General features: G+C 35.6%; 12 protein-coding genes, 1 tRNA gene and 3 pseudogenes. 13 read left to right on the top strand and 3 right to left on the bottom strand.

Annotated features, from left to right (window positions below; translation table 11 throughout):
* The first annotated feature begins 4 nt into the window (after positions 1-4).
* From ACZ9EE_RS01410 to ACZ9EE_RS01470, 13 genes and pseudogenes are all read left to right on the top strand, one after another.
* Positions 5-846: pseudogene (locus ACZ9EE_RS01410) on the top strand (amidase).
* Between the two features lie 5 nt (positions 847-851).
* Positions 852-1,034: an amidase family protein gene (locus tag ACZ9EE_RS01415; RefSeq protein ID WP_476025051.1), complete on the top strand. Its 183-nt coding sequence runs from the start codon at positions 852-854 to the stop codon at positions 1,032-1,034.
* A gap of 68 nt (positions 1,035-1,102) precedes the next feature.
* Positions 1,103-1,225 (top strand): hypothetical protein, encoded by a 123-nt coding sequence (locus tag ACZ9EE_RS01420; RefSeq protein WP_476024889.1) that lies wholly within the window; start codon positions 1,103-1,105, stop codon positions 1,223-1,225.
* Complete coding sequence (locus tag ACZ9EE_RS01425) at positions 1,174-1,488, top strand: VOC family protein (RefSeq protein ID WP_476025052.1); 315 nt, start codon at positions 1,174-1,176, stop codon at positions 1,486-1,488. Before ACZ9EE_RS01420 ends, ACZ9EE_RS01425 begins: the two co-directional genes overlap by 52 nt.
* A gap of 224 nt (positions 1,489-1,712) precedes the next feature.
* Positions 1,713-2,627, top strand: a complete 915-nt coding sequence (locus tag ACZ9EE_RS01430) for a catechol 2,3-dioxygenase (protein ID WP_476024890.1) — start codon at positions 1,713-1,715, stop codon at positions 2,625-2,627.
* Between the two features lie 69 nt (positions 2,628-2,696).
* Positions 2,697-3,008 carry a 2Fe-2S iron-sulfur cluster-binding protein gene (locus ACZ9EE_RS01435; protein WP_476025053.1) on the top strand — a complete coding sequence of 104 codons (312 nt, stop codon included), beginning with the start codon at positions 2,697-2,699 and terminating at the stop codon, positions 3,006-3,008.
* A 509-nt stretch (positions 3,009-3,517) separates the two neighbouring features.
* Positions 3,518-4,638 (top strand): IS3 family transposase gene (locus tag ACZ9EE_RS01440; protein ID WP_476024891.1). Its coding sequence is split into 2 segments (ribosomal slippage): positions 3,518-3,764 and positions 3,764-4,638, totalling 1,122 coding nucleotides; the frame shifts between segments, so codons are not numbered across the junction.
* Positions 4,639-5,310: 672 nt separating this feature from the next.
* A pseudogene (locus ACZ9EE_RS01445) lies at positions 5,311-6,870 on the top strand (IS1182 family transposase).
* Positions 6,871-7,430: 560 nt separating this feature from the next.
* A pseudogene (locus tag ACZ9EE_RS01450) lies at positions 7,431-7,568 on the top strand (transposase); the annotation flags it as partial.
* On the top strand, positions 7,546-7,965 hold the full coding sequence (locus ACZ9EE_RS01455) for an AAA family ATPase (protein WP_476024892.1): 420 nt from the start codon (positions 7,546-7,548) through the stop codon (positions 7,963-7,965). The pseudogene ACZ9EE_RS01450 and the gene ACZ9EE_RS01455, both read left to right, overlap by 23 nt.
* Before the next feature lie 977 nt (positions 7,966-8,942).
* Positions 8,943-9,039: transfer RNA gene (locus tag ACZ9EE_RS01460), tRNA-Sec, on the top strand.
* Between the two features lie 187 nt (positions 9,040-9,226).
* Positions 9,227-10,213, top strand: coding sequence for a tyrosine-type recombinase/integrase (locus ACZ9EE_RS01465; RefSeq protein ID WP_476024893.1), 987 nt, complete (start codon positions 9,227-9,229; stop codon positions 10,211-10,213).
* A gap of 12 nt (positions 10,214-10,225) precedes the next feature.
* Positions 10,226-11,431, top strand: a complete 1,206-nt coding sequence (locus tag ACZ9EE_RS01470) for a hypothetical protein (protein ID WP_476024894.1) — start codon at positions 10,226-10,228, stop codon at positions 11,429-11,431.
* A gap of 248 nt (positions 11,432-11,679) precedes the next feature.
* Here the strand turns inward: ACZ9EE_RS01470 and ACZ9EE_RS01475 are convergent, their stop codons facing one another.
* From ACZ9EE_RS01475 to ACZ9EE_RS01485, 3 genes are all read right to left on the bottom strand, one after another.
* Positions 11,680-12,555 (bottom strand): hypothetical protein, encoded by an 876-nt coding sequence (locus ACZ9EE_RS01475; protein ID WP_476024895.1) that lies wholly within the window; start codon positions 12,553-12,555, stop codon positions 11,680-11,682.
* A gap of 482 nt (positions 12,556-13,037) precedes the next feature.
* Positions 13,038-13,508, bottom strand: a complete 471-nt coding sequence (locus tag ACZ9EE_RS01480) for a hypothetical protein (RefSeq protein ID WP_476024896.1) — start codon at positions 13,506-13,508, stop codon at positions 13,038-13,040.
* 735 nt (positions 13,509-14,243) lie between these two features.
* On the bottom strand, positions 14,244-14,831 hold the full coding sequence (locus tag ACZ9EE_RS01485; protein ID WP_476024897.1) for a recombinase family protein: 588 nt from the start codon (positions 14,829-14,831) through the stop codon (positions 14,244-14,246).
* Between the last annotated feature and the right edge of the window lie 114 nt (positions 14,832-14,945).

Raw genomic sequence — 14,945 nt, forward strand, 5'->3', positions numbered from 1 at the left:
TGACATGGGTGCAACAACGGAAAATCCTCAATATGGAAGTACGAAGAACCCTTGGAATATGAAAAAATTCCCGGCGGATCAAGTGGCGGGTCAGCCGTAGCAACTGTAGCAGGAATGGCCTTTGGTGCTGTGGGTTCCGATACAGCAGGCTCCATTCGACTTCCAGCGGCGTTCTGCGGCACGGTCGGATTTAAACCAACCTATGGATTGGTGAGCAGATCAGGTTGTTTTCCTTTCAGCTGGTCTTTGGATCATGTCGGTCCAATGACAAGGACGGTAGAGGATGCAGCCATCATGCTCGAAGTAATGAAGGGGCATGATCCAAAAGATCGTGTATCTGTAAAAAGAGATGATCCTGTCTTTTTTGAAGAGTCATTCAGAGACCTAAAAGGTGTAAGGTTGGGCTTCTATGAGCCATATATGTTTGCCGGAATTGATACTGATGTGAAACAAGTGATTGACCGGGCATTTAGTCAATTAGAATCACTTGGGGCAGAAATCATTCCAATTGTCTTGCCGGGAATTGGCAAAGCTCTTGACGCTTTAAAAGCAATCGCCCAATCAGAGGTTGTCTCTGTTCATGAGACGTTATTGAAAAAATACGGACATTTATACGGCGATGATTTGAAATATCGCTTTGAATTTGGCAGTGAGGTTTCCGCAACTGCCTACCTCCGTGCCCAGCGCAGGAGAGACCAATTTGTCAGAGAAACGATTAAGCAAATGAAGGAACAAGGAATTGACGCATTAGTCGGACCAACCAATGTCCAGCCGCCGTTTGAAATCGGCACGATGGTTCCTTCCATGGCCATCAGCAATATGTTTACCCTTGGCAAAACCCATTAGCGAATATTCTAGGCTTTCCGGCCTTATCCGTTCCATGTGGTTTCACATCTGAAAACCTCCCTGTCGGACTTCAGCTAATTGGTAAACCGTTCTCCGATCAAAGGGTACTTCAAATTGGTGATTGCTACGAAAAATCGGTGCAATGGGTTAAAGCACTAAAAGACAATTTACACTATATTCAGCAATAAGAGGAAACAGGGAGGCTAATGACCTCCCGCGGCTTTCTCAAAATTTGTCAAGAAAATGAGGGGACCAAATGATTAGCAAAATGGAGCATGTGGCCATAATGGTTAAGATATTAATCAATCTATTAGTTTTTATTCGGAGATCTTTGGTTTTAAAGTTCGCCTTCGGGGCAGCAAATCAGGTCGGAAAATAGCCTTTTTATATCTCGAATCACAGCAAGATATGGAAATTGAGTTAATTCAAGAACTAACGGCTAATATCGAGTACAGTCAAACTGGAATTGTCAATCATCTAGCTTTTACAGTAGAAAACATTGCTGAAACCATTGAATATTTAAAAGAAAAAGATATCGTATTTACTTCAGATGATGTGAAGCCAACTCTTGAAGGAGGGTGCATAATCCTTTTTCAAGGACCAAATCATGAATTAATGCAATTGGTAGAACGAGTAAAATGAGGTGGATGGGGTTTTCCCTCAAAATAGTTGGATGTGGATTTACTTGTTAGCCATAATCTTATGAATAATATTGGTGGCATAGGGATTTGAAGAACAATATGAGAGTATATGTAAAGAAATAATCATTAATTCAAAGGTAAGGATAAGTCCCAGATTCATGGTCATGGCAATTGAAACGATTGGATTTAACTCCAATTTACATTTATTTTAGTAGGAGGATAAAAATGGCAAAAGTTTTGCGTATTGGTAGAGTTGAATTAAATGTATTAGATTTAGAAAAATCAGTAGACTACTACACAAATATTATCGGGCTAGAAGAAACCGGTCGAATGGGTGACAGTGTCTATTTAAAAGCATGGGATGAATTTGACCATCATAGCGTGATTTTAACAAAATCATATTCTCCAGGAATGGCTCATGTAGCATTTAAGGTTGAGTCATTAGATGATTTAGCCTATTACGAAAAGAAAGTAGAACAGTTTGGTTGTACAACGTCAAGAACTTCAAAGAATAGTAGATTGGCAGAAGGAGAAGCAGTTCATTTTATTTTACCAACTGGACACCATTGCGAATTATATCATGAAATTGGTTTCCTAGGAACAGCAGTCGGATTTAGGAATCCACATCCTTGGCCATTAGGCTGGAAGGGGATTGCACCACATCGTTTAGATCATATTTTATTAACGGGTGAAGATTTAAAAACTGTTACTAGATTTTTTGTTGAAGCCCTTAACTTTAGACAAAGCGAAAGAGTTGTTACTGAAGGTGAAGAGGAGTTATTAGGAAGCTTCTTATTTACAACTAATACTGCACACGATATCGCATTTGTTAAAGGCCCTAATTCTAAGCTTCACCATGCAGCTTTCCATGTTGATTCCATTCAGGATGTCTTTAAAGCCGCAGATTTATTGTCTATGTATAATGTTCCATTTGATGTAACTCCCACTCGGCACGGTATTTCAAGAGGGGAAACAATCTATTTCTTTGATCCTTCTGGAAATCGTAATGAAGCCTTTGCCAACGGATATATGACCTATGCAGACATACCAACAATTACATGGGATGCATCTAAAATTGGAACCGGAATTTTCTATCATGCAAGAGAATTGTCTGAGTCTTTTATGAAAGCGCTAACTTAATTTGTTGTTTCGAATAATTTAATGGATTGATTAGTAGAAGGAGGGAGACCAATGTACAAAGTTAATCTTATGTCTAGGGGGCAACAATTTGAATTTAACTCATCTCCAGACCAATCACCTCTTCAAGCAGCTCGAAATGAATTTATTCCATTTCCAACTGGATGCCGCCGAGGAGGATGTGGTATGTGCAAGGTGAAAGTATTGAGTGGAGAATACGAACAGAAGTTGGTTCGATCACATGAGGCACTTTCTGATCAAGAATTAGAGTACCGCTATGCCTTAGCGTGCTGTATGACCATTAAGGGCGATCTTGATCTCATCACTATAGAAGATTATGAGAAATATATGAAGAAAGCCATTCTAGAAAAGACGACGAAATAAAATTGTCATATCAAAAATATAAATTAACGCTATTAATAGCACTAAAAATTCTTGAGGCGATTACAAACAATGCGTAGATACAGCAGCTGGATTGACAACAGTATCCGAGGATGTATCACAAGTTCATATCACCGAATGTCAATAAAAAAAACGCTTAACAGGTTGTTCCTTTCGAAACGGAAATCGATCTATATGACAATTGTGCAGTCGTCACTTTATCCGCAAATTGAGTGAATGTCTGAATCGGCTACACTTAACTGGACAATAAAATTAAGGTCAAGTAGACTAACCACCAAATCTGGATAAACTGCTAATCAAGCATAAGAAATCCATACAAGCAACTTTACTAGGAGAAGCGGGTATGCTAGCCTGGTTGGCAAGCCAGATGTTCATGACAATCTGGCTTCCTGGCTGGGAAAGCATGCCCGCAGAGGCTCCTTGTCAAGTTGCGGTATTTACCCACTATATTGGTAGTCTACTACATCTCATTCAGTTATGGAGGTACCGTTATGACGAGAGCTAGAAGAACCTATACTTCTGAATTTAAGGCTCAAATGGTCAAGCTATATGAAAATGGCAAACCTAGAAAAGATCTTATTAGTGAATACGATTTAACGCCTTCGGCATTAGACAAATGGGTGAAACAAAACCAATCATCTGGTTCATTTAAAGAGAAGGACAATCGATCATCTGAAGAAACAGAGTTAATTAAACTTAGAAAAGAAAACCAACGCCTATTGATGGAGAACGATATTTTAAAGCAAGCTGCGCTGATACTAGGACGAAAGTAAATGTGATTAAAAATAATCGGCACAAATACTCGATATCAGCAATGTGCGACGTCCTGCAACTTTCAAGAAGTACCTATTATTACGAGGAAAAAGAGCTATCAAAAGTAGACGAGGAACTTACGGCTGCCATTATAGAAATATTCCATAAAATCCGCCAGAACTATGGTACTCGTAAAATTAAACATGAATTAAAAAAGCTTGGTATAATCGCTTCTAGGCGACGAATCAGCAGAATTATGAAAGAGAATGGGCTTGTATCTAAATATACAGTTGCCCAGTTTAAACCGCATGTAGATAAGTGTAATGAATCAAAAGTAGAAAATGTACTGAAAAGAAAATTTAATCAACAAAAGGAATTAACAGTTGTAGTAAGTGATTTAACATATGTCAGAGTCGGTGATTGTTGGAATTACATATGTTTATTTGTTGATCTTTACAATCGGGAAATTGTCGGTCATAGTGCTGGTCCTAATAAAGATGCCGGATTAGTCTATCGAGCTCTAACAACTATTAAAGCCAATTTGAGTAAAATTCAATTGTTTCATACAGATCGAGGGAATGAATTTAAGAACAAGATAATTGATGAGGCCCTAGACACATTTAAAATTAAACGGTCCTTAAGCATGAAGGGCTGCCCGTATGATAATGCGGTAGCTGAAGCTACATTCAAGATTATTAAGACAGAGTTTATAAAAGGAATGCATTTTGAAAATCTGGAACAGTTAAAATTAGAATTAGACGATTATGTTCATTGGTTTAATCACATCAGAATCCACGGAACTCTTGGATATTTAACCCCTATTGAATATAAAAAGGAACACCTTAAAAAAGTTGTCTAGTTTAGTGTTGACATACCAATGTCATTGTTTTAGGTATTCAATAAAAGATACCTAGGACATGTTTGTGAAAGCAAGCATCCCTCAAATTTCACCTCTTGGCTGGGAGCAGTTGCCACAATCCGTGTTGTTCCAAATGTTGAAAGGGAGATTTTGGGGAAATATTGTTTAAGTCATGTCTAAGTGAACATAATGATTCAGATGAATGTGATAATGAGACAGTATTGGAAATCTTTTTTATTGATAGGAAACGATACAACCCCAACTTTTCAATTCTCTAGTAAATGACTGGTTGGACAGAACCCAAGAATTCTATAAATTAATAATTTTGACGAAGTTCGTAGATTACCAATCATGATTTATTTTTCTCAGTTTGCCCCAAAAGAACAGATTGGTCTAATTGGTCATGTTAGACTTATAACTTTTAAACCTCCTTATCTTTTTCTTTATAAGCCTTTTTTCTAACAGGAGGTTACTTTTGAATCGATATCGGTGAAATGTATCATTAGTTAATGATTTTTTTTGATGAAAGAATTGACGAGTTTTTTAGAGAGGGTGTCCCAAAAGTATAACTTTTGGGGGCATCCTCTTTTTGAGCATAAAAAAATAAGAAAATCGTTCCTTTTGATATAATTTAGTCACCACAACAAATTATCAGAAAGGAAAGATTTTCTTATGTACAAACAGTATAACACGAACCAATTAACTCTTCCAATGGACATTCAAGTTTTGATACCCCAACATCATCTCGCACGTTTAATCGACCTTGCGGTCGACAAAATCAATCCTACTATTTTCTCATCCATGTATCCGGGTGGAGGTCGACCTCCCTACCATCCTCAAATGATGTTAAAAGTTATTCTTTATGCATATTCCATTCGTATTTACTCTTCTAGATAAATCGCAAAGCAACTGAAGGAGAACATAATCTTTATGTGGCTTTCGGGTGAGCAACAACCAGATTTCCGTACCATTAACCGTTTCCGTTCTGAACGGATGAAAGAGGTTATTTATGAAACCTTCTTTTCCGTCGTTGACCTCCTTCATGAAGAAGGTTTAGTGAAACTGGAGGATTATTTCCTGGACGGTACCAAGATTGAGGCGAATGCAAATAAGTATACCTTTTTTGTGGCGTAAATCTACTGAAAAATATGATAAGAAACTCGATGAGAAATTTCAACAAATTGTATTAGGCATCGAACAAGTCATGAAAGAAGACGAAGAAGCAGAACAGAATCTAGACTTGGAGGAAAAATTAGAAGAATCACCGATTACTTCCGAGAAAATCGCTGATACCGTGAAAAAATTGGAGGAAAGACTGGAACGGGATCCTAAGAACAAACCATTAAAGAAAGCGAAGCGTCAGTTAGAAAAGGATCTTCTGCCTCGAAAACAAAATACGAGGAACAAAAGGCAACGTTCGGAGAACGCAACAGCTATTCCAAGACGGATAATGATGCAACCTTTATGAGAATGAAAGAGGACCATATGAAGAATGGCCAGCTTAAACCAGGCTATAATGTACAAATTGGAACGGAAAATCAATTCATCATTGGATTCAGCCTTCATCAACGTGCTGGAGATCCTGGCTGCCTGATTCCCCATTTAGATCTATTGGAGAAGTATAATCGTCCAAAACCAAAGTCCGTTATTGCTGATTCCGGTTATGGAAGTGAAGAAAATTATACCCATTGTGAAAAAGCAGAAATTGAGGCATTGATCAAATATAACACGTTCGATAAAGAACAAACAAAGGCATGGAGACAACAAATCGGACGTGTCGAAAATATGACCTATGATGAAGAGCTTGATGAGTGGATTTGTTCAAATGGCAAACGCCTTATCTTCCAATATGAAAGTCGAAAAAAATCAGACAATGGGTACGATTCCGTCAAACGAACGTATCGATGTACGGAGTGCTTTAACTGCCCGTTCCAAACTTCCTGTGCCAAAAATAAAGATACAAAGACCGTCCAGGTTTCGGTTGAAAACCAAAAACAAAGAAAGGAAGTACGGGAGCGTTTGTCGACTGAAGAAGGAGAACGAAAATACCGGAAAAGAAAAATCGAAGTAGAGCTGGTGTTTGGACAAATTAAACACAATCAGGAGTTCAAGAGGTTTGCGTTAAGAGGCCTATCCAAAAATACGACGGATTGGGGTCTTATTTGTGTTGCACATAATTTAATGAAGTGGCAATCCACTTCCAAAAAACAATTGAAAATAGCAAAAAAATAGAGGGGAAATTCCCTCTCACACCATCCGAATTTTCAAATTATCCCAAAAAAACTGAAAAGAGAATAAAAAACTGACCCAAAAGAGTCGTTATTCAACGACCTTTTGGGTCAGCTTCATTTTAATTAGTAAAAAAATAATCCAATTCATTAGGTCAGCTTTATAAATCAAAAGTTACAATAAGTAAACCGTTAACTATTGGGGATTTTTGTTTTTTAAAACAACAATAGACCGTTGAAAAAGGACTTATTAATTATCCAACACGAACTTTTTTCTCACCAACAAAATAAATAATATATATTAACATATATGTTAATATTGGATTATAATTGATTATATAAGTCATTACATGTTATATAATTATTTTAAAATGTATATTTTTATATTTGTAGACAATGTAGAGCAATCAGTTTTGCTCAGCTTCTTCAATGAACCCAAAGTAACCTGAGAAGAATAAGAAAATGTAATAGCATTTTTGTTTCAATTTGGTCCTCATCTAAATAACTTCGAAACCCATGTCTTCAAATATTAGATAATTATTTTTAGTATCTTATCGACTTTATCCAGCATTACCATCCCATCTTCAAGCACAATAAGCTAATTCATCTAGACTATTAAAAGCTGCGGAAAAGAAACACCAAGAACGGGAAATTGAACTGACACCAGCAGTCACCTTCCGTGCCATTGGGAAGGATGATTGAGGAAATGTTTGAAGCAGCATATGGGATGGAAAAAACGCCTTTTTCTAGGGATGGCCCTACATATAAATTATATGGCTCACCTATGATGCAAGAAATTCTTGGGAGGCTTAAGTATGTGGCAGAAAGACAGCTGTTTGCCGTTTTAACCAGTGATGGTGGCACTGGTAAAACAACCACTATTCGTAGATTTGTAGATCGACTTGATAAGGGAAACTTGTCTGATTCAAAATTAACCCCTCGAGACTTTTATAAAGGATTGCTTGAACAATTAGGCTCAGAGGCAAAGTTTTATAGATGTGATGCAAAACGGCAACTACATCGGGAGATAGAGTTGATGAGAGAAATCCGTGGTATTCAGCCAGAGGTTGTAGTAGAACGAAGCTCATCTATTAGATAAGGAGATGCTTGAGGAGGTAAGCTTGCTTAACTTCAAAATGGATGCCCAAAGTCCAATGGCATTTATCCTTGTTGGACAAAGTAAAACTCTGGGATCTCCTACGTCTTCAATCATTCGCAGCAATACGGCAAGGAATTGATATACAGTTCAAATTGGGATATTATGACACCGTTATCAACTGGGAGAGTATGTAGCAAAGAAACTAAAATATGCAGGAGTGGACAGCAGTTTTTTTTGATGGTGCATTAGATGAAATTCACCGGTTTTCTGGAGTAGCTGCAATGCTCATAAAATAAGTTATATACTCATTGTTCTTTATGGCTCACAGAACGGATTTTGAATAATAGATGATCACATGGTTAAACGGGTTATTGAGGGAGAATTATCATGATTCTCCCTTTTTTCAGAGATACGGTTGTACAGTAATTCCGTCGAACTGCGGACAATTAATACTGTCAATTTATGGGCTATATAATATATCAATAACATTTGAAAGGAAAGGATAAAGTAATATGATAAATAAACAAAAAAGTAGACTCCCAGATGAGAGTCCGAAGTAATATATTTATAAAGGGGGTCATTAATTACTTTTGATTATAAGCGGATAATAAATTGTTAAAAAGAGGAAAAAGAACTAAGAACATTAGTCCGAATTATCTAAAAATAATTCTAGGAATTTTATGTCCACTTATTAAAATGACTGTTATTTAAATATGCTTATCTGTTAACCACTGTTAAACTATCGTAACCTTACAAACAACATAAACACTGATAAGAGGATTAATTTTAAAGGGATATATATATGATATTATACTGCAAAGAAATCCAATTCTGTTATTAATATAAAAACAGATAAAGAAAAATTCAAGGATTCAATTTAAGCCTAAATAAAATTAACTTAAGGGAAAAACTTGATAATTAATAAGTGATATACTGTATTGATCTTGATAAAAACACTGATTTAATGCTTTTTTGGAGGGGCTTAAGGGGGTACTGGTGTCCTCCACAGTCTTCAAAACTGCTTGAGACCTGCGTGCCAGGTCTGGTGGGTTCGATTCCCACGCAGTCCCGCCAACGTTTTTCAGTATTATCAACGGTTTAAGCTGTTTTTTGAATGCGATTTGACAGTGATTTGAACCGTGATTTGTAAGTTAAAAGTCACCAGTATTTTTTCTGAAAATTACATAGTACTAGTGAGACTGATTTAGTTTGTACTAGTGTGTCAATTCCACCAATTTCTATAAGAAGGGTGGATTTTTTTATGCAATCTGTTGTTAGAAAAACTCTGCGAAAGGGTGTTAGAACTACTCAAAATATTAACCGTTTAAAAAATACTGAAAAAAAGATGACTCTGTTTGAAATGTTTGAACGGTTTATGAATTACAAACAAACAGAAGGTTTAGCCAAACCGACTATTCAAGGCTATTACGAACACTATCACTATCTAAATGATTATTTAGGTGGAGATGTTCCAAACGAAGAAATAACAGTTGAATTATTCAGAGATTATATTGGTTATATGTTACACGATCAGGGGCTAAAACCAACCACCGTCAATGTGCGTATTAGAACAAACCGGGCCTTTTTACGTTACTGCTATCAAGAAAACTGGATTGAAATTCCTATCCATGAAAAATTTAAGCCTATTAAAACACCTGAGGATGAAATTCAAGCATTTACACCGTCAGAAGTAAAAGCTTTATTAAATCAAATTGACGATTCACGATATGTTGGATTTAGGGATAAGGTTATGATTTATGTTTTATTAGACACTATGGTAAGAATATCTGAATTACTTAATATGAAAAGGGCTAATGTTGATTTAAAGAGTGGCTACATTAAATTAGAACCGCATGAAACAAAGACAAAACGAACTAGAAGTGTTCCAATATCAACTAAAACAATAAAATTACTTGAGGAATACTTGAGGGAATCGGAGGATTTCGGAAGTGAGTTTCTATTTGTAACTTATGATGGAAGAGATATTCTAAGTAATACATGGAGAAGGCGATTAACTGAATTAGGTGAAATGGCAGGTATCTCAACAAAAAGGGTTTCTCCACATACCTTCAGACATACAGGGGCTTTATTTTATATAATGAATGGTGGCGATCCGTTTTCATTACAAAAAATATTAGGTCATTCTGATATGAGTATGGTAAGAAAATATATTCAAATGACGGATTCAGACGTTAAAAGACAGCATAATTCTTATTCTCCACTTAAAAGTGTATTTGGAAGAAGGTAAGGGGTGGCTTTTATGGAATTGAAAGTTATTGATAAGGCTAAAACGGGTAAGCGTAAAGCATATATAAATGAATTTGATGAGGTTTTCTTAGATTGCAGCGATTGCGGACAACCAAAACCCTTAGAAAGTTATATAAACTCATCAAAAGGTTTCTATGGTAAAGAAAGTAAATGCTATGATTGTAGACGTAAGAAATACTATAAATACGAAAAGTGGTTAGGTGAGGTTGTCCTATTAGGTGAAATAAGCTTGACCGTTAAAGAAGTAACAGAGAGAGGTAGACGAAAGTTATCCGACGATCGAGGAAATATCTATTTAGACTGTACTATGTGCAAGGAAATAAAATCAGTTAATGAATTCCGGGAAAGAAAAGGTTTCATTGCTAACAAAGACAGTCATTGCATTCTATGTAGTATTGAAAAAGGAAAAAGGTTCCGTGAAGAAAACGAGGAACATTATAAAGAATATAATCGACAATATCGAGAAGAAAATAAAGAACGTATAAACAACTTAGTAAAAGAAAGATATTATAAAAATTGGGAACATATTAGAAATAAACAAAGGGAATATCGTCAAAAAGATCCTGAACGATACAGAGAACATAGTCGGAAATGGGCAAGGGAAAACTCAGAATATCAAGTTCAGATAACTAGAAAAAGAAGGGCAAAGATTAGGAGATTACCTTATGATTTAACTACAGAACAAGGTGATCAGCTATTAGCTGGAGGCTGTTGTTTAACAGGGGATACAGAAAACCTACACCTAGATCATGTTATACCTTTAAATATCGGCCACGGTGGAACTACATATGGGAATATGATTGCTTTAAGGGCTGATCTAAATAATTCTAAAGTTGATAATAATATTTTTGAATGGGCTAAGTTTAAGCATAACCAGTTTAATTTTACACTAGAACACTTCTACAAAATTATGACTGAGGTCGCTGAAAGAAACGGAATGTCATTAGAAGAGTATAAAGAGTACGTATATTGGTGTTTTGACAATCCACGTGAAATAAAAAATGAACAACCAACAAAAACTGAACTTAAGAAAAATGATTTTTACCAAAGACTAGAGATCGCAATAGAGATGTATATAGAAGGTGAATCATATGAATCAATCAGAGAGAAAACAAAGATTGTTAGTAATACCCTATTAAAGTATCTACGTGAACGTGGAATACCAACAAGGAAATCCAAGAGTAATAAAAAACTATAAGGACAGACAATCAAACCTACTGGCCAATGCTAGTAGGTTTTTTCATGTTTTATTAGTTTAAGGGTAAAATATATAACAAAATTAACTGACATTAACTTAAACGTTTTTTTATTTAACGGTCACAATTTTAATGTCCTAGACGGGTGTGATAGTGGTATGGTTACAATCGCTTTAAATGGCCATTAAACAAATTTTTCCGTCCTATATGTATGTGAGGGCAAGTGATAAAATCCCTCACTAAGAAACTCTTAAATACTCCTCATTCTCTTTGATTCCATTAGCCTTGCCTTAGCTAAAGAGAATATACCAACTAAAGAATTATCCGGTGCATTGTTTGACATCCATATTAAACTAGGATTGATTTTAATTTGATACTCATTACCTACTTTACCGACAAAAAAAATGTACTCATTACCGACACATAATTTCCTAAGGACTGTATTAGAAATATTGGTTTTCGAATATCCTAATATTTTCGCTACTTCCTCAGGTGATAACGGTTGAGATTTTTTGTAATCCATTTCCTCAACATTTCTACATAGTGTATTAGAGGTCTTATTGATGTAAGGTAATAACCTGAATACTGGAACTAATGATTTTGCTGTGTTTGACTCATATAATTCTTGAATTGTTTTATCATAAATACGAACCAGCTTACTGGATGGAGTAGCGTTCTTAGACGGGCCTTTGAAGGAAACACTCTCATTCCATAATAATAGGCCCTCAGATTCATTTAAGATACCATTGTTGATTAGTTTATTGTAGAATCTGTAAAAGTCTGCCTCACGTTTAATATTGACTTTATGTTTAAGGTTCTTCTTCCTCATAGCTTTATTATTACCGGCAACTAGTACACCATCATAATTAACATGACTACCTATATACATAACGTGTACGCACTCACTATCAGTAAAAACGTCACTTGAAAATAGGGTGTTAATGGCCGTACATACGGAATGAGTGAAGTTCTCACCGTTTAATGAGTTGAATAGTTTTAGATCAGTCTTAGCAGCGTTTTTCTTTTGGTATGCGTTAATACTTTTTTCAGCCACCATGTAAACACGTTTACCCTCTGTATTGATTATCTCACCAGTGTTACGGTCGACTAATTGTATGTCTTTCATGTAAGAACATCCTTTCTGTTTTATAGGTTAGTGAGTTTAATAACACCCCCACACCGGTATACTTGCAGAAAGGAACTAAAATAGGACACCTACAAATGAGTAAGTATCTTATCTTTAATTATTAAAACCTCAAAATCTCCGTAAATAGCCTATTTTCAACCTCAAAATCTCCGTAAAGAAAAAGTGCCTTCATCCTTAGAGGGAGTAAGCGTGAACTCACTTTTTTTGAATCCTTGCCCTATTATATATTAGATAGCTAATACATTACTGTTAATAAGCTATGTAAAGAAAACTCTTTTAGCGTAACAAAGGAAAAAACATACACCGTAACATTCCGAGGGATGAAAACCCCTCTCCATGTTATCGATGGAATATTAGTACTAATAAATTATAGCTATGAAAGGGATACAGACTAGTGTGAGGACGATAGTCCGAAACACCCGTAAGGAAGGGTTTTGTCTTTTATTCCTCTAGAATTTCATTTACCTCTTTAGTAATTCCTCTTCTACTGAACTTATCCACTTGTAAAACTTAATTAAGATCAATAAAAGGATTGGGTCAACAATGGTAGAGTACCGTAGCGACCACCAACCAAAATTAAAGTAGCCCCATGGTTCAGGAAGTGTTGTTAATGCTTCATAAAGCAAACAGAATATGGTCCAAAAAATAAAAAATACAATACGCTTTTGAAGTTTAGAGTTAAAAGGGTACCAGTTCAGAAACATCATGTTTACAGGTGGTATTAAAAAAAGATATGCAGGTAGTGCAAGCCAATCAACCTCTTCAGAAAAATACCAATAAGCATGATATTTAAAGTTCAATACCGTATCGAATACATGCTGAAACGCAATTGTAAATCCCCATATGTGAATGATTTGATTCTTAGTTAGTCTTTTGTTTGTTTTAAATGCTGTGAAATTAAAAACAATAATTGCAAAAATAAGTCCTATCATATCAGTTTCCTTTTTTTATTTCCATTTTATTTCCATCTTAACCAAAATTGTAATAAAAAAGACCATTACCTAGTTAGATAACGGTCTTACCTCTGATTCATGGACTAAAATTACATTATAACTACTCGATTCCTTAATTTCCAAGTACCCAGAATCATATCTATGAATAACAAGGTAAATTTTCTCTTTATATAGAACATGTTCTGATTTCAAGGTTACTCTTACCCCTTTTGATTTATAATTAACTTCAATATCTTACAACAATTCCGAGTGAAATGGTATGAAAACTTTGTGAATTAGTACGTAAAAAATATTAAAGTGCTGACCATTTTAGGGCTTATTTTGTTTATCATGGTGTTAACCTTTTAAATAATGGGTATGTAAATATTGGCTACCTTATAGCCATAGAAACGACCTGTAGAATTTAGGACTATCCTTTATTGGGATGGTCCTTTTTCTTATATGTTTAACCCCTCAGAAAAAGGGTATATAAATAAAGGCATTTACATAGCCAAATAAAAAAAAACTCCCTGTAGAATAGGACTGTCCTTGTGACAGTTCTTTTTCTTTTAGGCTAATCACAATGCAGTGAAACGGGGGAAAATTCAGTAATAGCAATACTTGGACGTGTATTTCACCTTGTGAGAAAGTGTGAAATTTTGCCGGTATGTACTTTTCACATAACCTAGCTATAAACCTTTTTTAAAACAAAAAGGCAAAGCCACCGGCCCTACCTTAATTCTCTTTATTTTCCCTATATTCTTTTAGTCTCCGTTTAAAGGTTGCAACGCTACACCCTGAAAATACAGCACCCTCAGGCTGTGACATTTTGCCTTCCTCAACTTGTTGGATAGCATGTAATAAAGCACCCTCTATTTGATACGTCTTAGATTTTCTACCAAACTTTACACCCTTTTCTTTGGCCTCTTTAATGCCTTCCTGAGTTCTTTCAAGTATCATAGAACGTTCAAACTCAGCAAATGCACCCAGAACATTGAATAATAGCTTAGTCATTGGATTTTCCATTGTCTCAGCTGTAAACATTCCCATGTTTAAAATATGTACGCCTACACCTCTGTTAGTTAGATCAGTAACAATCTTTTCTAGTTGAGATAATGAACGTGCAATACGGTCAGCTTTAGTTACTATAAGAGTGTCACCAGCTTTAATTTCCCCTAATAGCTTAGTTAATTCTTTTCTATCAGCCTTAGCCCCACTGATCTTTTCCTTATACACCTTAGTAGCACCTGCCTCATTTAGGGCCTTAATCTGAATATCAAGTTCCTGTTTGTTGGTACTGACACGTCCATAACCGTAAATCATTATAGTTTCCCCTTTTTAGCTAACTTTATTTGATACGACTTTTTGATACTACCTAAATTCAATGATACCGAGGTTTTTTATTAATGTCAATAAGTGTAGACTTTTTGAACCTAT

This window comes from Bacillus sp. URHA0034, from assembly GCF_056280405.1.

Coding starts and splice junctions, on each gene's coding strand:
- ACZ9EE_RS01420 (WP_476024889.1), top strand. CDS start 1,103: ATGATTAGCAAAATGGAGCATGTGGCCATAATGGTTAAGATATTAATC.
- ACZ9EE_RS01430 (WP_476024890.1), top strand. CDS start 1,713: ATGGCAAAAGTTTTGCGTATTGGTAGAGTTGAATTAAATGTATTAGAT.
- ACZ9EE_RS01435 (WP_476025053.1), top strand. CDS start 2,697: ATGTCTAGGGGGCAACAATTTGAATTTAACTCATCTCCAGACCAATCA.
- ACZ9EE_RS01465 (WP_476024893.1), top strand. CDS start 9,227: ATGCAATCTGTTGTTAGAAAAACTCTGCGAAAGGGTGTTAGAACTACT.
- ACZ9EE_RS01470 (WP_476024894.1), top strand. CDS start 10,226: ATGGAATTGAAAGTTATTGATAAGGCTAAAACGGGTAAGCGTAAAGCA.
- ACZ9EE_RS01475 (WP_476024895.1), bottom strand. CDS start 12,555: ATGAAAGACATACAATTAGTCGACCGTAACACTGGTGAGATAATCAAT.
- ACZ9EE_RS01480 (WP_476024896.1), bottom strand. CDS start 13,508: ATGATAGGACTTATTTTTGCAATTATTGTTTTTAATTTCACAGCATTT.
- ACZ9EE_RS01485 (WP_476024897.1), bottom strand. CDS start 14,831: ATGATTTACGGTTATGGACGTGTCAGTACCAACAAACAGGAACTTGAT.